This is a genomic window from Paenibacillus sp. LC231 (assembly GCF_001860525.1).
Taxonomy (GTDB): Bacteria; Bacillota; Bacilli; order Paenibacillales; family Paenibacillaceae; genus Paenibacillus_AQ.
Map to the genome: position 1 here is coordinate 239,933 of NZ_JFOM01000037.1, position 15,615 is coordinate 255,547.

Annotated in this window: 13 protein-coding genes; 5 read left to right on the top strand and 8 right to left on the bottom strand. The window is 52.0% G+C overall.

From position 1 onward, the window contains the following. Positions 1-287: 287 nt before the first annotated feature. Positions 288-656: a hypothetical protein gene (locus AK95_RS22245; RefSeq protein ID WP_071222077.1), complete on the top strand. Its 369-nt coding sequence runs from the start codon at positions 288-290 to the stop codon at positions 654-656. 255 nt (positions 657-911) lie between these two features. On the opposite strand, the gene AK95_RS22250 is transcribed toward AK95_RS22245, so the two are convergent. The 3 genes from AK95_RS22250 to AK95_RS22260 all read right to left on the bottom strand — a co-directional run bounded on the left by AK95_RS22250 (position 912) and on the right by AK95_RS22260 (position 5,890). Beyond that, entirely contained in the window at positions 912-1,790 is an 879-nt protein-coding gene (locus tag AK95_RS22250) for a M15 family metallopeptidase (RefSeq protein ID WP_071222078.1), read from the bottom strand. Positions 1,791-1,980: 190 nt separating this feature from the next. After that, a complete protein-coding gene (locus tag AK95_RS22255) occupies positions 1,981-2,718 on the bottom strand; it encodes a hypothetical protein (protein ID WP_071222079.1) in 738 nt (245 codons plus the stop codon). Between the two features lie 70 nt (positions 2,719-2,788). Then, a complete protein-coding gene (locus tag AK95_RS22260; RefSeq protein ID WP_071222080.1) occupies positions 2,789-5,890 on the bottom strand; it encodes a DEAD/DEAH box helicase in 3,102 nt (1,033 codons plus the stop codon). Positions 5,891-6,201: 311 nt separating this feature from the next. Between AK95_RS22260 and AK95_RS22265 the strand changes: the two genes are divergently transcribed. Further along, positions 6,202-6,414 carry a PLDc N-terminal domain-containing protein gene (locus AK95_RS22265; RefSeq protein WP_071222081.1) on the top strand — a complete coding sequence of 71 codons (213 nt, stop codon included), beginning with the start codon at positions 6,202-6,204 and terminating at the stop codon, positions 6,412-6,414. A 334-nt stretch (positions 6,415-6,748) separates the two neighbouring features. Here AK95_RS22265 and AK95_RS22270 read toward each other — a convergent pair whose 3' ends face one another. The 3 genes from AK95_RS22270 to AK95_RS22280 all read right to left on the bottom strand — a co-directional run bounded on the left by AK95_RS22270 (position 6,749) and on the right by AK95_RS22280 (position 9,899). Beyond that, positions 6,749-8,038 carry an ABC transporter substrate-binding protein gene (locus AK95_RS22270; protein ID WP_071222082.1) on the bottom strand — a complete coding sequence of 430 codons (1,290 nt, stop codon included), beginning with the start codon at positions 8,036-8,038 and terminating at the stop codon, positions 6,749-6,751. A gap of 143 nt (positions 8,039-8,181) precedes the next feature. Continuing rightward, positions 8,182-9,018 (bottom strand): carbohydrate ABC transporter permease, encoded by an 837-nt coding sequence (locus AK95_RS22275; protein WP_071222083.1) that lies wholly within the window; start codon positions 9,016-9,018, stop codon positions 8,182-8,184. After that, complete coding sequence (locus tag AK95_RS22280; protein ID WP_071222084.1) at positions 9,018-9,899, bottom strand: carbohydrate ABC transporter permease; 882 nt, start codon at positions 9,897-9,899, stop codon at positions 9,018-9,020. The genes AK95_RS22275 and AK95_RS22280 overlap by 1 nt, the downstream gene beginning before the upstream one ends. 152 nt (positions 9,900-10,051) lie before the next feature. Between AK95_RS22280 and AK95_RS22285 the strand changes: the two genes are divergently transcribed. The 3 genes from AK95_RS22285 to AK95_RS22295 all read left to right on the top strand — a co-directional run bounded on the left by AK95_RS22285 (position 10,052) and on the right by AK95_RS22295 (position 14,315). Continuing rightward, positions 10,052-11,836 carry a cache domain-containing sensor histidine kinase gene (locus tag AK95_RS22285; RefSeq protein WP_071222085.1) on the top strand — a complete coding sequence of 595 codons (1,785 nt, stop codon included), beginning with the start codon at positions 10,052-10,054 and terminating at the stop codon, positions 11,834-11,836. Position 11,837: 1 nt separating this feature from the next. After that, entirely contained in the window at positions 11,838-13,454 is a 1,617-nt protein-coding gene (locus AK95_RS22290) for a response regulator (protein ID WP_071222086.1), read from the top strand. A 96-nt stretch (positions 13,455-13,550) separates the two neighbouring features. Further along, positions 13,551-14,315: a tryptophan-rich sensory protein gene (locus AK95_RS22295; RefSeq protein WP_071222087.1), complete on the top strand. Its 765-nt coding sequence runs from the start codon at positions 13,551-13,553 to the stop codon at positions 14,313-14,315. 143 nt (positions 14,316-14,458) lie between these two features. Here AK95_RS22295 and AK95_RS22300 read toward each other — a convergent pair whose 3' ends face one another. Then, positions 14,459-14,839 (bottom strand): RidA family protein, encoded by a 381-nt coding sequence (locus AK95_RS22300; RefSeq protein ID WP_071222088.1) that lies wholly within the window; start codon positions 14,837-14,839, stop codon positions 14,459-14,461. Positions 14,840-14,907: 68 nt separating this feature from the next. Beyond that, the gene (locus AK95_RS22305; RefSeq protein ID WP_071222089.1) at positions 14,908-15,582 is read right to left on the bottom strand and encodes an NAD(P)H-binding protein; all 675 of its coding nucleotides are present in this window, start codon (positions 15,580-15,582) and stop codon (positions 14,908-14,910) included. Positions 15,583-15,615 lie beyond the last annotated feature (33 nt).

Genomic DNA, 15,615 nt, shown 5'->3' on the forward strand with positions numbered 1-15,615 from the left:
TAACTAGCCATAAACCGGCCATCCCATATTTTTAACGTTCGCATACTACTCGATGTGATGATCCATGCTCCTCATCGTCCAGTATACTGCCGCCATGGTGATTCTATCATACCAAATTCCTTGCCCCATGTGAAAAAGGAAGCCCCTTCCAACTGCACGGCTGATTCATCCCGGCCCCGAACGTGTATATGATTAGAAAACTGGACAGTACAATGCCGGATACTGTCGGCTACAGCCGCATCCTATACCGTGCAGCCCTTAGCTGCCGAAGACTGGAGGGATTTAATATGACAAACGATAAAAAGACGTATTATGTTTCAGTCAATCACAACCTGATCCAGGATGTGCCGAACGATACGAACGAATATGTCGTATATATGGATGATAAAGAGGTCTCAAAGCTGAGGGGGCTGCTCTATGAAGTCAGCAGCAGCGATCGGTATGCGTTTAAACGCACATTCGTCCCTTATAAGTCAGCAGATCATGACGATGCTGCCGAGCAATACGATGAACGAACGATCAACCTCTACCACTTTCTCCATGAACATGGGGATGAACGCACCCGCAAAACCATTGAGGACATGAACATCATCGGCAAGCTGACCGACACCGGCTACGATGATCCCGGTTATGAGGACTCGCCATTAAATAAGTAAAGATCGACGTACCTTCTCGGAAGACAGACCGCATTTAGCGGAAGTTTTTCTTGCGAGATCAGGATGGCAGCCTCTGAAGTTTATGCTTTCTTATCTCTTAAAATACGAATGAATCCCGGAGCCAAGCCGCCCCGGGATTCATTCGTATAACAAGAACATCGCCCGGTCTTGCGCAGGTCCTGTTCTACTTTATAGATTCGCAAGCCGGGGTACAAGGATAAAAAGTCCCGTTTATCCCACGACTATTAGCACAGCTTACAGTTTAATGTTCGCCTCATCGAAGTATTCCTCCAGCGTCAAGCCGCTGTCGGCAATATCCGGCGCAAGATCCTTGCCTACATAACGGATATGCCACGGCTCGTATACATAGCCGGTAATATCCTCGGCCCCTTCCGGATAACGAATGATAAAGCCGAATTCCGGCGCGCGTTGCGCCAGCCACTGCCCTTCCTCCGTATGCCCGAACGCTTCCTCCAGCGCATTGCCTGCGCTAGGACTGGACACGTCTATCGTAAGGCCTGTCTGATGCTCACTCGTACCCGGCACCGCGCTTACACGATTAGCCTCGGCTTCCCCTTTGGTACGAACATTGTTCTCGTATATCGTTTTTTGACGGGCATAAGAACGGTATCCCGACACGGCCCGGAGCTCGATGCCGTCTGCTTGGGCCGCAGCGAACAATTCCTCGAGCGCGTCTGCCGCTTCTTTTCTCAGGTGCCGTTTTTCGTGCGGCTCATCAAAAGAAAATGGAACATCCGGCTCCACGAGGTCACTTGGTTCATATCCATCCGGCAAGCTGCGCTGCTTATTCACAACCACCGTCATCGCCTCTGCGTTGGTTACAACCTGCTTGCCGCCGCTTTCCTGGATCGTGGCCTGAAGGGCATTCTCGCTCCGCTTCGCCATGACCGGATCTGCCTGCTGATCCTCAGCCCCAGTCTCTTCATTGCCCGCGCCGGCCTCAGGAAGCGTGTTTCCTTCCTGGCCTTCAGCCGGCGACTGCAATTCCTGACCCTGTTCCTTGCCGGAACCCGCATCATCTGATTGACAGCCTGCCAGAATGGCTCCTGCTAACAGCAAGGATGACAGCATTGCGCTTGTAAATCGTGTTCGTTTTCCCGAAAATGCATTCATCTATGGCTTCTTCCTTTCCCACGGTTTGTCCTGCACCCATTGTACCTTATTCAGAATGAGCAGAACAAACGAGGCGGCTGTCGAAACATCCCGGATAATCTCCGTTTACGTCAAATATCCGGCAGATTGCCCCGATTTATGGCGCCGCATCTATCAAATTCAATACAATTCTGTGATGGATTGGTAAACCTTACGGCGACTTCAAGCTGCGGCGCTTCTGCTCGGCTTGCTTGGCCGCGCCGCGGGCAATCACGCTGAGCGCTTTGGACGCGCCGCGAACGCCTGGCAGTAAGCTTGTCCAGTCGCCGACTGGGCCCAGCTGATCTGCCGGAGGCGGCGGTGACAGCTGCACCGCCAGCTCGCTAAGCTGCGGGCCGGGCCGGTGCAATCGGCCCTCGGCCGCCGCTTCGGCCACCCATTCGCCCGGAGAAGGGCCGGACGGCCCCTTCTCCTTCGCGCGGGCGGCCTGCTCTGCGGCAGAGCCGCCTGCCTGCGGCGGAGCTGCTTTGGCCCAGGCGCCAAAGACGCCGGCCAGCAGCGCTTCCCGCGGCAGCCCCAGCAGCGTCAGCTGCTGGAGCGGCTCAGCCGCAAGCCGCAGGGCTGCGGCAGCCAGCAAGGCTGCGGCGTGCCCGCAGGCCGCTTGGCCGCAGGTGCAGCGGGCAGAGGCGGCCGCCTCTTCGCCCTGCAGGGGGGACGGCGCCAGCTCGGCCAGCCAAGGTGCGTCCTTCCCTGCAAGCAGGCGGTACAGCGCCTGCGGGTCTTCCTCCAGATAAGCCAGCACGGCCTCGCGGGCAGCAGGGCTCAGCGTCTTTACCTGAACGCTGACCTCATAGGTCCCCGAAGATTCGGGCGCTCCATCCACTTTCCCTTTTAACCATCCGGGTTCGATCACCAACCCGATCCGTTCGGCCGATTCCGCAGATTCCATAACCCACACCTCCTTGGCGTCCATTTTTATATGCCTTTTTACGCTGCTTCACGCGCCTTATGCAATCCGGTTACATCCAATCCTGCTCTTGCAGCTCGATCAACTGGCGAAGCTCACCGTCCGACATTTCCGTCAGCCATGTTTCACCCGATCCGACCACCTGCTCGGACAACGCCTTCTTCTGTTCAATCAGCTCGTCAATCCGTTCCTCCAGCGTTCCCTGAGAAATCAGCTTGTGAACCTGAACGTTGCGATGCTGGCCGATCCGGAACACACGGTCCGTCGCCTGATTCTCAACCGCCGGGTTCCACCAACGGTCATAGTGGAGCACATGGTTCGCACGGGTCAAATTCAGACCTACGCCCCCGGCTTTTAACGACAGAACAAAAAACTCAGTCCCCTCGCCTGCCTGGAACGCCCGTACCATCTCATCCCGCTCCCGTTTGGGCACCCCGCCATGAAGGAAATACGGCTCCTTCCCGTATTTACGCCCAAGCATGCTTACCAGCAATTCACCCATGCCTACATACTGGGTAAAAATCAGTGCGGATTCTCCAACATCCGCGATGCTGTCGAGAATTTCAAGCATGCGCTCCATTTTGCCCGAGGACTCCGCACGCACCGCACGTCCTTCGTCGCGTCGAAGCAGCTGCGGATGATCGCATATCTGCTTCAGCTTGGTGAGGGATGAAAGCACAAGTCCCTTGCGCGCCATGCCCGTCCGGCTTTCGATCTGTCCCATCATCTCATCGACAACCGCTTGGTACATCGCACCTTGAACCTCGGTCAGCGGGCAATACGATTTCAATTCCAATTTCTCCGGCAGATCCTTCCGGATATCCGGATCGCTCTTGAGTCTGCGCAGCATGAACGGAGATACGAGCTTATGAAGCTCACGGAATCTCTCCTGCTGCCCCTCTCCCGGCGCATATCGCTGACGGAACGTGTTAAAGGAGCCGAGATATCCCGGATTAAGAAAGTGAAAGATCGACCACAGCTCGGCCAAACGGTTCTCCACCGGTGTTCCGGTCATGGCAATACGGTGAGGCGCGGATAATTTCATGACGCTCTGCGCTTGCTTCGTACGATAATTCTTAATATATTGTGCTTCGTCAAGCACCACACTCGACCACTGGATAGCGGATAAATCACCGCCGTCTCTTCCCGCCAAATGATAGGTGGTCAGCACGATATCATGATTGGCTGCTTCCTGCAGGAAGTCCTCTCCACGCAGACGTCGAACGCCATGGTGCACATGCAAGGTCAGATCCGGTGCAAATCGCTGAATTTCCCGCTGCCAGTTACCCAGAAGCGAAGTCGGACAAATAATCAGCACCGGACCGCCAGCCGATTCCGTATTGAGACGCTCCAGCAGACAGGTAATAACCTGTACCGTTTTTCCAAGTCCCATATCGTCGGCAAGGCAAACACCAAATCCCAAATCGCGCATCACGCTAAGCCACTGGTACCCCCGTTCCTGATACGGTCTCAGTTCGCCGTGAAGCGAGGAAGGAATTGGACGAGACGGCAGCTTGCGGGCCGTTTCGCCATCCAGTAAGGAGGATAGCAGACCAGTTGTCTCCACTTCCTCGATAAAGAGACCTTTCCACATGCGTTCTCCATCCATATCCGCGCTAAGATGCATCCATTCCGCAAGCTCCATCTCGCCCTTCTCATGGCGCTTCATGAACCGCAGCACTTGGTTGATCTCCTTCAGATCCACCTCAACCCATTCCCCGCGGAACTGGACATAGGGCAGGTTCTGTTCGGCCAGAAACTTCAATTCTTCGCGCGTCAGGGATTGGCCTCCCATCGCTGCGGAGATTTGAAAGCTGACCAGATGCTCCATGCCGAGCACCGGCAGAGGATGCGCTTCGCCGGATGGTCTTGCATCCGGCATCATTTTGAGAGACAAGCCGACGCGGCGGCGCCCTTCCCTGCTCCATCGTGAAGGCATTTGAACCGTGACTCCGCTTGCCGTTAATTTCGGAACCGATTCCTTCATAAATGTGGACAAGCGGTCAAGCGACAGCGACACGCTCTCGGGAGCACGCCCGTACAAGCCAGCGGCCAGCTCCGGTGCCAGCTCTGCCGCTTCTCCCAGCTTCATTAACAGCTGCAGTTGAACCTTAGAATACATCCGTCCACGGATCAGCTGATCGGATTCCGGATTTCCCCAAATGCTGCGGACGGGCATCGATAAGCCTTCATCCTCCTGACTGCGTGCCCAGAAGGACACCTTCCAGTCCTTCCGGCTCTCATCCAGGGGCGGCTCAAGCCGCAGCCCAAGTCCAATGGTCCCGTTCTCGGGAGGCTGATCCTCTCCGCTGTCATATGGAAACGCCGTCCCTCCAACGCGTTCAACGGCTTCCTCCAGCTCGCTCACTTCCTCGGCCGTCCCTTGAATGGGAATGTCCCGACTAACGGTCAACAGGCTGTTCCACCACAGTTCGGCCAGCGGAGATTGTCCCCGCCGGTAGTTCGCCAGATAGGTCCGCAGCTTATCCTCCGATTCGCGGACAGCCGCCCGGACTTGGCTGTCGATCACGCCGCACAGAAAAGAATACAGCACAATAGCCCCTGCTTCCTCACGGGTAGAAGGATCGAATCCGGCAAGAGCTGCCGGCGTCCCGATCGCAATGGGCGGGATATTCGCTGCCAACTGCAGAAAGCGCGCTCCATCCTCGGCAGACAGCTGCGGCTTCCATACCGCCTTTATGTTTTGCATCGTTGTCCGGCGCCTGCCTACGGAAGGCACCTCGGCCGTCCCTGGTGCAAACTTCCCTTGCAGGAGCAGTTCCAATGCGAATCTGCTTGCTTGTACCCAATATTCCATTTCTTCACCAACGCTTAGGCCCTGAGTCTGATAATACTCAGGATCCAGCGAGATCAGCCATTGAAATGCGTCTCCCGGTGTCAGAGCAAGCCCTTCCATCGTCCGTCCGCCAAGTGTCTTCCGTTCCGGACGCCGTGCGCTTTTCGATCCGAGAACTTTGGCCGGATATCGGAGCTCGGCAAGCCGGAGGGAAGCGTTAGCGAAGGGACGGATTCCATCCGGTCTGCGAAAGGTACGGACCACGCGGCTCCAAGCATCCACTCTCGGTTCCGAAACCTCACCGGAAAAACAAAAGAATACGTCACCTAACCATACGCCATAGAGCGGTTGATTCATCGTTGTCTCCCGTCTTTTCCTGCTTTATAGATATTATTACTATCTTATACGATAGCTTCAACATTTCAAAACGATGCGAAATCGTTCCCACGCCAAAATAACGTCAACCTTTATCATACCATGTATTTACTATTTCGTAGTGATCTATGTATTGCAGAATTCTCCTATATAGGTTAATAAAATAACCGTAATCTTATACAATCACCGGTTACCGCCAGCAGGAAAATCCCAATTTTTTTGTTTTTATGCGACCCTAATGCCGATCGACCGTATGTAGATCATACAATTAGAGTTCGGGAGGGTATTTCATTATGAGTTTTGTTGGCTTTGGCATTATGGGGATTTTGACATTATTACTGGGATTATTCTTCTTCCTTCTTCACATTGCCGTCTGCGTATGGGGTTATAATGACGCCAGGCGAAAAGGCCGCAGCCCCGAATTTGCGATTCTGGTTGTGCTGGGCTTGTTGTTCTTCCCTGTTGTTGGTTTCATTATATATTTGCTGATCCGAAATCATTATTAGAGGTTGTTCAAAAAGTCCGCTTTTGATCACGAAGCGAATCAGGAAGCAGCTCGGCATCGAATCTTGAATTCAGCCGGGCCTTCCGGTGCTCACGTACCCAAAACGTACGCTCCGCTCCTCACTCCCTAGCTTCATCCAACCTTCTCGGTGCTGAAAATCGACCTTTTTGAACACGCACTATTAGTGAGAATCCTGCACTGCTTCTTCCCCTTGACCACGGGGCATGCTTATCAACGATAGAGACGGTGCCACAAAGCTAAAAGTATATGATTAAGAAACGAAAAGGTCGAAGCACAGCGCTCTAAATGAGTCTGTCTTCGACCTTTTATTATGATTACTTCGCTTTCAAGCTTTCCCATGATTTCTGAATGCCTTCGAACAATTGGTTCTTGTCCACATTGCCTGCCACATAACCTTGCATCTGGCTGCCGAATTCATTCATGCCGCCGTCAGGGAATTTGTTGAACTCCCAGCTGAGCGCTTTGTTCTCTTTGCTGTATTTCATGACATCGTTCCCCAGATCGCCAAGCGTCTCGCTGTTTGCTTCGATGCTGGTCAGTGCCGGGATGAACTTGAACTCTTCCGTAATGTAACGTTTACCGGTCTCCGAAGTGACGAGCCAGTTCAGGAATTCCTTCGCTTCATCCTTCACCTGCGATTTGTTGTTCACGACCCAGTTGTTTGGCACGCCGATCGGAAGCTTGTCATTCTCTTCGGCATTGTCATTGATCGGCATCGGCAGAAGGCCGATGTTCAGATCCGGATTGATGCCGTCGATCTGTACTTGCGTCCAGTTCCCGTTCTGGGTCATGGCCGCTTCACCGCTGGCAAAGGTCGTGATTTCCGTGTTGTAATCCGTCGTCAGCGGGTTCTTCTGGCCGTATTGGACGGTGAGGTCGAACAGTCTCATCCATTCGTCGAATTTCGCGTTGCCAACCAGCTTCTCCGTGCCTTCATTCATTCCTTTAACGAATGCATTCGGATCTTCCTGATGGGCGAACGGAATGTTCAGCAAATGGTTGGCCAAAATCCAGGTCTCTTGGTATCCGTTCACGAATGGCGTAATACCAGCGGCTTGCAGTTTTTTGGCTGCTTCCTCAAGCTCTGTGAGCGTCTTAGGAAGCTCGGTGATTCCCGCTTTTTCAAACAAATCTTTATTATAAATAAATCCATAGCCCTCGATCGTCATCGGTTGTCCGTACAGTTTACCGTCTTTGGTCATAGGCTCTTTGGCAACGTCAACAACATCCTTCACCCATGGCTGGTCTGAGAGATCCTCAACATTCTCGAACCACGTTTCAAGATCGCGGTATCCGCCAACGTTGAAAATGTCCGGCTCGTCGCCGGAAGCGAACTTCGCTTTCAGCGCCGCGCCATAATCCGAGCCGCCGCCAACCGTTTGAATGTCCAGCTTAATGCCGGGATGCTCTTTTTCGTATTCGGCTTTCAGTTTATTCAGAGCTTCGGCGATTTCGACTTTAAATTGAAAAATCTTAATCGTTTTCGTTCCGCCCTCGGCACCACCATCAGCGCCTTGATTGTCCTCATTCTTTCCGCCGCAGGCTGCAAGCAGCGTAGAGAAAGCCAGAACCATGACCAGGAGCAGCTTACCGTATTTCTTCATTGTGAATCCTCCCTTTTTTTCTTCTATAAGGATCGTGTACTGCATTTGTTGATAGCGTTTACTTTTCCAGTATAATCAACCTTTTTTCGTTAAATCAGGGATTATATTGATCTGTGAGGGGGAAGGAATTGACCGATTGGCGGCTATCCCTTCACCGCTCCTTGCGTAATGCCCTCAATGATGTATTTCTGCATGGCCAGGAAGAAAATAATGACCGGCATGATCCCCAGCACCAGCGCCGGCAGAGCCAAATCCCACTGCTTGGTATATTGCCCAAAAAAGGCGAAGGTAGCAATCGGAATGGTCCGAAGCTCTGCGGACTGCAGGATCAGGGATGGCAGCAGGTAGTCATTCCATATCCATAGGGTGTTCAGGATGATGACCGTAACGAACATCGGCTTCATCAGCGGGAATACCACCCGGAAGAATACGCCGTATCCGCTGGATCCATCCACGGTTGCGGCTTCTTCGATCTCCATCGGGATCGATTTCACGAAGCCATGGAACAGAAATACGCTTAGCGGAACTCCGAAGCCCAGGTAACAGATAATGAGCCCGTACAAGCTGTTGTTAATGCCCATCGTTGCCGTCACTTTCACGAGCGGAATCATGATCGATTGAAACGGAATGACCATCGCCGCCACAAAAAGCGCAAACATGATCTGGTTAAAGCGCGTATTCCGGCGAACCATCTGATACGCGGTCATCGCACTTAACATCGCCAGCAGCAGATTGCTGGCTACCGTAACGACCAGCGAGTTCCAGAACGCCTGCGGGAAATTGGTGATCTCCCACGCCCGTGAATAGTTGCTCCATTCAAGGGTGGTCGGAAGTCCTGCCGAGTCCGTCAACAGATCGCCGAAGGTTTTGACAGAGTTCACGAACAGGAAGTAGAACGGAACCAGGAATAGCAGGGCTACGACGACCATAATGATCTCGGTAACCATGGTGTTCAGCCGGTATTTTTTCGTGGTCTCCATTAGGCTTCAACCTCCTTGCTCTTCGTGAATCGAACTTGCAGACTTGTTATGATGGCAACCACGATGAAGAAGATGACCGCTTTCGCCGTTCCGAGCCCGAGACGGTTATTCGTATAAGCCTCGTTGTAAATATTCATGGCCACCGACTCCGTGGAGCCGAACGGTCCGCCTTTAGTTAAGGACAGGTTCAAGTCGAACATTTTGAAGGACCAGGAAATCGCCAGGAACAAACATACCGTAACCGCTGGCATAACGAGCGGTATAATGATAGACCGCAGTACCTGCCCTCTGCTCGCGCCGTCGATTTCGGCTGCCTCCAGAATATCCTTCGGCACGTTGTTGAGCGAGGAGATGTAGATGACCATCAGGTAACCTGCCGTCTGCCATACGAAAACGATTACAATTGCCCAAAAGGCAGTTCCCTTCGTACCGAGCCATGGCAGATTGAAAAATCCGAGGTTGGTGGCATTACCGATCGCTGCAAACCCTTTGACAAAAATAAACTGCCAGATAAAACCGAGCAGCAGGCCGCCGATGACGTTAGGCATGAAGAAAATCGTCCGGAGCACGTTCCGTGTCTTAAGCGGCTTGGTCAGGAAGTACGCCAGTAAAAATCCGAGCAGATTCGTAAGGATGACGCCAAGCACCGTAAACCGGGTTGTGAACCAGAAGGCATCACGGAATTTATCATCATTGGTAAAAATGGTAACAAAATTATCAAAGCCGACAAAGTCGATTTTGCTTGACACGCCATTCCAGTTCGTGAAGGAATAATAAAGACCCAGAAGGAACGGAATGATCATGATCAGGATGAAAAAAATAGTGGAAGGTCCCACGAAAAGAAACTGCTGCAGCAGCGCCGAAGATTTTTTTCGATTCATCCCTTGATCTCCCCTTTTCGTTTAAGTTGTTGTATGATGTACAGCCATTATGCGGTAACCTGTAAACAATAAACACGGAGAATCATGAACCGTTAGGTGTAAAATATTGACCATACGCGATGCCCAATCCATAACTCAGGGGGTGATCCTATATGAAATACCGCAGCATCCAGACCCGGCTGATCACATTCATGCTCGCTGTCACAACCATTCCGCTCCTGCTCTCGCTGTTCATTACGTTTACGCATACCCGCGAGTCCGTGAAGGAGCAGACGGTGGATGAAAATATACGATTGATTTATCAGGGAGCCACCAATCTGATGAACTATTTGCGCGGCATCGACCGCGCCTCCCTGTCCGTATATTCCGATCCCCATTTTCTGCGCAATCTTGCCTTAGATCCCGATAATCACCGGGTTGTAGCCGAGCTGTATACAACCTTGCAGGCCATTCAAACGGGCACGCAGGACGTGCATCAAATTTATCTGCATAATAATTTAACGGGACAGTCCACCCAGATATCTAGTAATCTCCCTCGTAGGGAATTCCGTCAGGCGCCCTACCGTAAAATAGAAGAATTCGGCCCGGGCAATACGGCCATCGAGCCCGTCCATCAGGTGCACAGTTACGGGTTCCCTCCGCGGCCTGCGGACATTTTGAATTTTGAAGTTTTCACCTTCTATCGATCCATCACCAACGTGCCGTCACCCGACCAATATGCCCTTATGGCGATCGATGTGAAACTTGACAGTATTTTGGCCATTTGCGATCAACTGTATGCTAAAGGGGAAGAACAGCTATACTTGATTGATGACGAGGGAAGCATCATCTACGGTCCGGATCCGCAGCAGAGAGGGCAAAGTTTGGACGACCCTGTGCTCATGGGCGAAATCGCTCAAGCGGATAATGGATATTATGACGGCGAAGACGCGATGATCGTCTACGAGAAGCTCGATTTGCCTTACGCTCCTTGGACGCTTGTCAAACAAATCCCGCATCAAACGTTGTACAAACATTCGACAGAACTCACGAGCATTAACGCGATTATTGCGATATTAGCACTGTTCGTTGTCATATTCGGCACGCTATGGATATCCATTCGGATTACAAGACCCATTAAACAACTCACAAGCTATATGAATCAGGTGAAAACCGGGCGGCTTGACGTGGATATTGACGTTACAAGCCCGGACGAGATCGGGATTCTCTCCCGCCGCTTCCGAACGATGATGGACACCATCAACAACCTGATCCTGCGTGAGTACCGGCTGGAAATCGCCAATAAGACCAATCAGCTGAAGGCACTCCAGGCGCAGATTGATCCGCATTTCCTGTACAATTCGCTCCAGTCGATCGGTACCCTGGCCCTGCAGCATAATGTGCCGCGAATCTATTCCCTGCTCTCATCGCTGGCGAATATGATGCGCTACAATATGCGCAACAGCGAGGGCAAAGTGACCCTGCAGGATGAGATCAACCATGTGCGGCTGTACCTTGAACTGCAGAAGCAGCGGTTCCGTGACCAGCTGGACATCACATGGGATTTGGATTCGGAGAGCCTTACGACTCCGGTTCCAAAGATGATCCTGCAGCCGATTGTTGAGAATTATTTTAAGCATGGCATGAATACGCACGCCGGCGTCGGCCATATATCCATATCTTCCCGCATCTCGGAAGATCGCCGCTTGATCGTCATCGTTGAAAATAACGGGTCCTCCATCGAAGAGGCCGAGCTCGCCTTGATTCGCAGCAAACTTGCGACCGCTTACGGCCACCCTGACCGGAACGATGCCGGCAATGAATCGATTGGGCTCTTGAATGTATTGATGCGATTGAACTTATACTCCGACAACAAGGCCGGATTAACGATAGAGAATGTAGTACCACACGGCGTCAAGGTCACGCTCGATATCAACGCATGGGAGAGTGAACAGTAGAATGAGAGTATTGATCGTAGATGACGAACAGCATGTGAGGGAGGCTATAGGGCTTCTGGCAGACTGGGAGCGGCATGGCGTCACGGAAATTGATCAGGCCGCTGACGGGGAGGAAGCGGTCCGCTTAATCGAGGAGAACAAACCGCAAATTGTCATGACCGACATGCGAATGCCCCGCAAAAACGGACTGGAGCTGCTTACCTGGCTCCATACTACGAAACCGGATATTAAAGTGCTCGTCATTAGCGGATATGATGATTTTGAATATGTGCGTCATACGATCCGTTCGGGAGGCATTGACTATATTCTCAAGCCCGTTGAACCGGACAGCTTGAACGAAGCGCTGGCCAAAGCGGTTCAAACCTGGCAGCTCGAGGAAGAGAAGCGGCAGCAGATTACTAACCAGAATATCGAAATGAATCAGATGACCCCTTTCTATATGGACCGCCTGCTCTCGGATCTGGTTAACGGCTACGGCAACAGGGACAGCGTGGTTTCTCAATTGCGAAACCGGATGACGCTGCCCGTAACCGGCATGATCTATAACGTTGCCGTCCTACGCGATGATCAATTTGACGAAGCTTTGCTGGCCAAATTCCGCAACAGGCGCCATCTGCTATCCTTCACGCTCATCAATATTTGCAATGAACTGTTGATGGATCAGGGGGTTGCCTTTCGACATATCGACAAGCCCGGTGAAATCATGATCCTCTGTTGGAATCCGCGGCTTCCCTTTAACGACGTACTGGATCGAATCAATGACGGGTTCTTCTCCACCCTTCGCAGGCGAAGCCATTTCGGTGCCGCCAGAGCAGACGCCTTTCCCGAAGATTTGCCGAAGGCTTATCTGAATGCCGCCCAAGCTTTGTGCAGCCGCAATCTATTAACCGGCAAATCCCGTATCCATCGCGAACGCGCCGTTGAAAGCGATGGCTCGCGCACCCTGCGGCTCTCCTCCTACGAGGAGAAATTCAAACTGGCTGCGCTTAGCAGGAGCAAGGAGCGCATTGAGGCAGCCACGGAAGAATGGCTGCAAGATGTGAGAGAGAGGGATCTCGTATCGCCGGAGCATCTGGCGAGATGGAATTCGGAGTGGGACTGGATCCAGTATCATTGGACGGAAAATGAAGTGAAAAGCACGCAGGAGCCCATCGAAGACGCTGAAATCTCGCAGGACCTCCCCTCCCCGCTTCCTTACAGCGAGGAGGGAATGATCTGCTGGGACCGCTGGCGCGAACAGATCAGCGGAAGGCTGTATGCAGCATCCCGGGTTCTTACCCAGATTCATTCCAAGGACAGCCACATCATTCATGATATTGCCCACTATTTGGAGCAGCACTATCATGAGGAGATTTCCCTTCAGCAAATTGCGGGGAAGTTCTTTCTTAGCAGGGAGTACATTTCGCGAAAATTCAAGCAGGAATTCGGCGTAACGCTATCGGATTTTCTCGGGCGGATTCGTATCGACAAAGCCAAAACGCTGCTGCTCAATCCCCAGATCCGGATCGCCCAAATCGCGGAGATGGTTGGTTACCAGGATGAGAAGTATTTCAGCAAAGTGTTCAAAAAGATGGAGGGTTTAACGCCCAACGAATACCGCAAGAAACCTATGAGTTAAGTGAAGGGGCGGTGCCCTTTTCTTGGCTGCTGGCTCGATATTCATTCTTTTGGGTATATTCTATATATTCCAGACTGATATCAGGAGGAGATTATATTGTACCGCAACAACCCGTACCGCTGGTGGAATCTGCTGTTTTTCGCCGGTGTAATTGCCGTGAATGTGTTATCAGGCATGCTGCCGCTTGGCGGCAGAACAACCGGGGAGATATCAGATATGTATTATACAGCGATCACTCCCGCAGGATATGCCTTTTCCATATGGTCCGTCATCTATGTGCTGCTGTTCTTTTTTGTCATCTATCAGCTGCGTCGTGACACCGGAAACCGCGATTCGGTAAAATCCATCGGTCCATGGTTTATCCTCAGCTGCGTATTCAATATGGCATGGCTTATTTTGTGGCACTATTTGTATATTGAATGGTCTGTCGTGGTGATGTTCCTGCTGCTGTTAACCCTATGGGTTCTATACGTACGCACGCATACAATCGACTATCCAACGTCAGGGGAAAAGTTCTGTCTGAAATTTCCGTTCAGCCTATATATCGGCTGGGTATGTCCTGCCTTTATCGTCAACGTCGGAATCGTGTTTCAGAAGAATGACTGGAGCCTCTTCGGCCTGCGCGAAACCACTTTGGGGATTGTGCTGCTCTGCATCGGTACATTACTCGCCATATGGATCGGCCAGCGTTACCGGGACAGCATCGTGCCGCTGGTCTTCACCTGGGCTTACATCGCCATCGCGGCCGAGCATCGGGAAACCGACAGCATCTTAATGACCGCCTTTGTACTCTCTATCGTCCTGTTTGTATATGCCATATGGCTCTTCTTTACGCGCAATCGGAGAAGATCTCGATATTAAACCGAGCCTTAACGAAAAGCTTCCCTTGCTCATCTATGTGATTAGTTCGCACCCTTTTCAATATCGCTAAAAATCAATAGAGTATAAAAAAAGGGAGCTTTGCCTGCATTGGCAAAGCTCCCTTTCACATATGATCATATCGCTTATGGCTTAACGGCGATGACTTCAATCTCAACCAGTCCGTCCTTCGGCAAACGAGCAACCTCAACGGCGCTGCGAGCAGGGTAAGGCTCGGAGAAGAAGCTGCCGTACACTTCGTTAACCGCTGCAAAATCATTCATATCCTTCAAGAATACGGTAGTTTTCACCACATGGTCGAGGCTTGTCCCGGCTGCTTCAAGGATCGCCTTCACGTTGCTAAGAGACAGCTTCGCCTGCTCCTGAACTCCCTCGCCGAATTCACCCGTTTCCGGATTCAGGCCGAGCTGGCCTGAGGTATAGACGAATCCGTTGATTTCTACAGCTTGGCTGTAAGGTCCGATAGCTCCCGGTGCTTTGTTGGTCGATATGATATGTTTACTCATGGTTTGTCACCCTTTCTATGTATTCCTATCTGTGTACATTGTAATCTGCCACGGGTGCTCTGGCAAATTTATTCAGCGGCCTCGCCGAGAACATGAATGACTTCATTGGTGTATACATGGCGGCCTTTCATATCCGTTAAGCCGATATTCACCATCGACTTGGCTACTTTCCGCGCGGGTATGGCCCGATATGGAGCCAGCTTCGGACCTTTGAATGCAAAGTCGAGGGAAGTCATGAGAACCGATGCCACCCGCTCTCCAAACCGCCGCTCGGGCCGCTCGCCCAGCAATAATGACGGTCTGAACAGATGCAGCCCCCGAAAACCAATCCCGGCCAGCTTTTCTTCAACCTCACCCTTGGTGCGAAGATAGAAATTACGAACCTTCGGATTAGCGCCTGCGGAGCTGACCGCCATAAATTGTCTCACCCCGTGCCGCTTAGCCAACTCCGCTGTCTTGATGACATAATCCACATCCACTTTACGGAACTGCTGCTGGGACCCTGCTTTCCTGATCGTGGTTCCCAGGCAGCAATACACGCTGTGGACGCCTGAAAAAGCTTCGCTGTATCGATCCAGTTGATCCCATTCTACCAAGATGGGCTTCAACTGGGGATGCGTAATATCAGGCAGACTTCGTACCAGCACGCGAACCTCTTCAAGCTCCTCGCGTCCCAGCAGTTCTTCGGTTACCATACGCCCCACAAGCCCTGTGGCCCCGACTACAAGTGCAACCATTCCCACCTCGCCCCCTCCCTCCGTTCATGATATAAAATA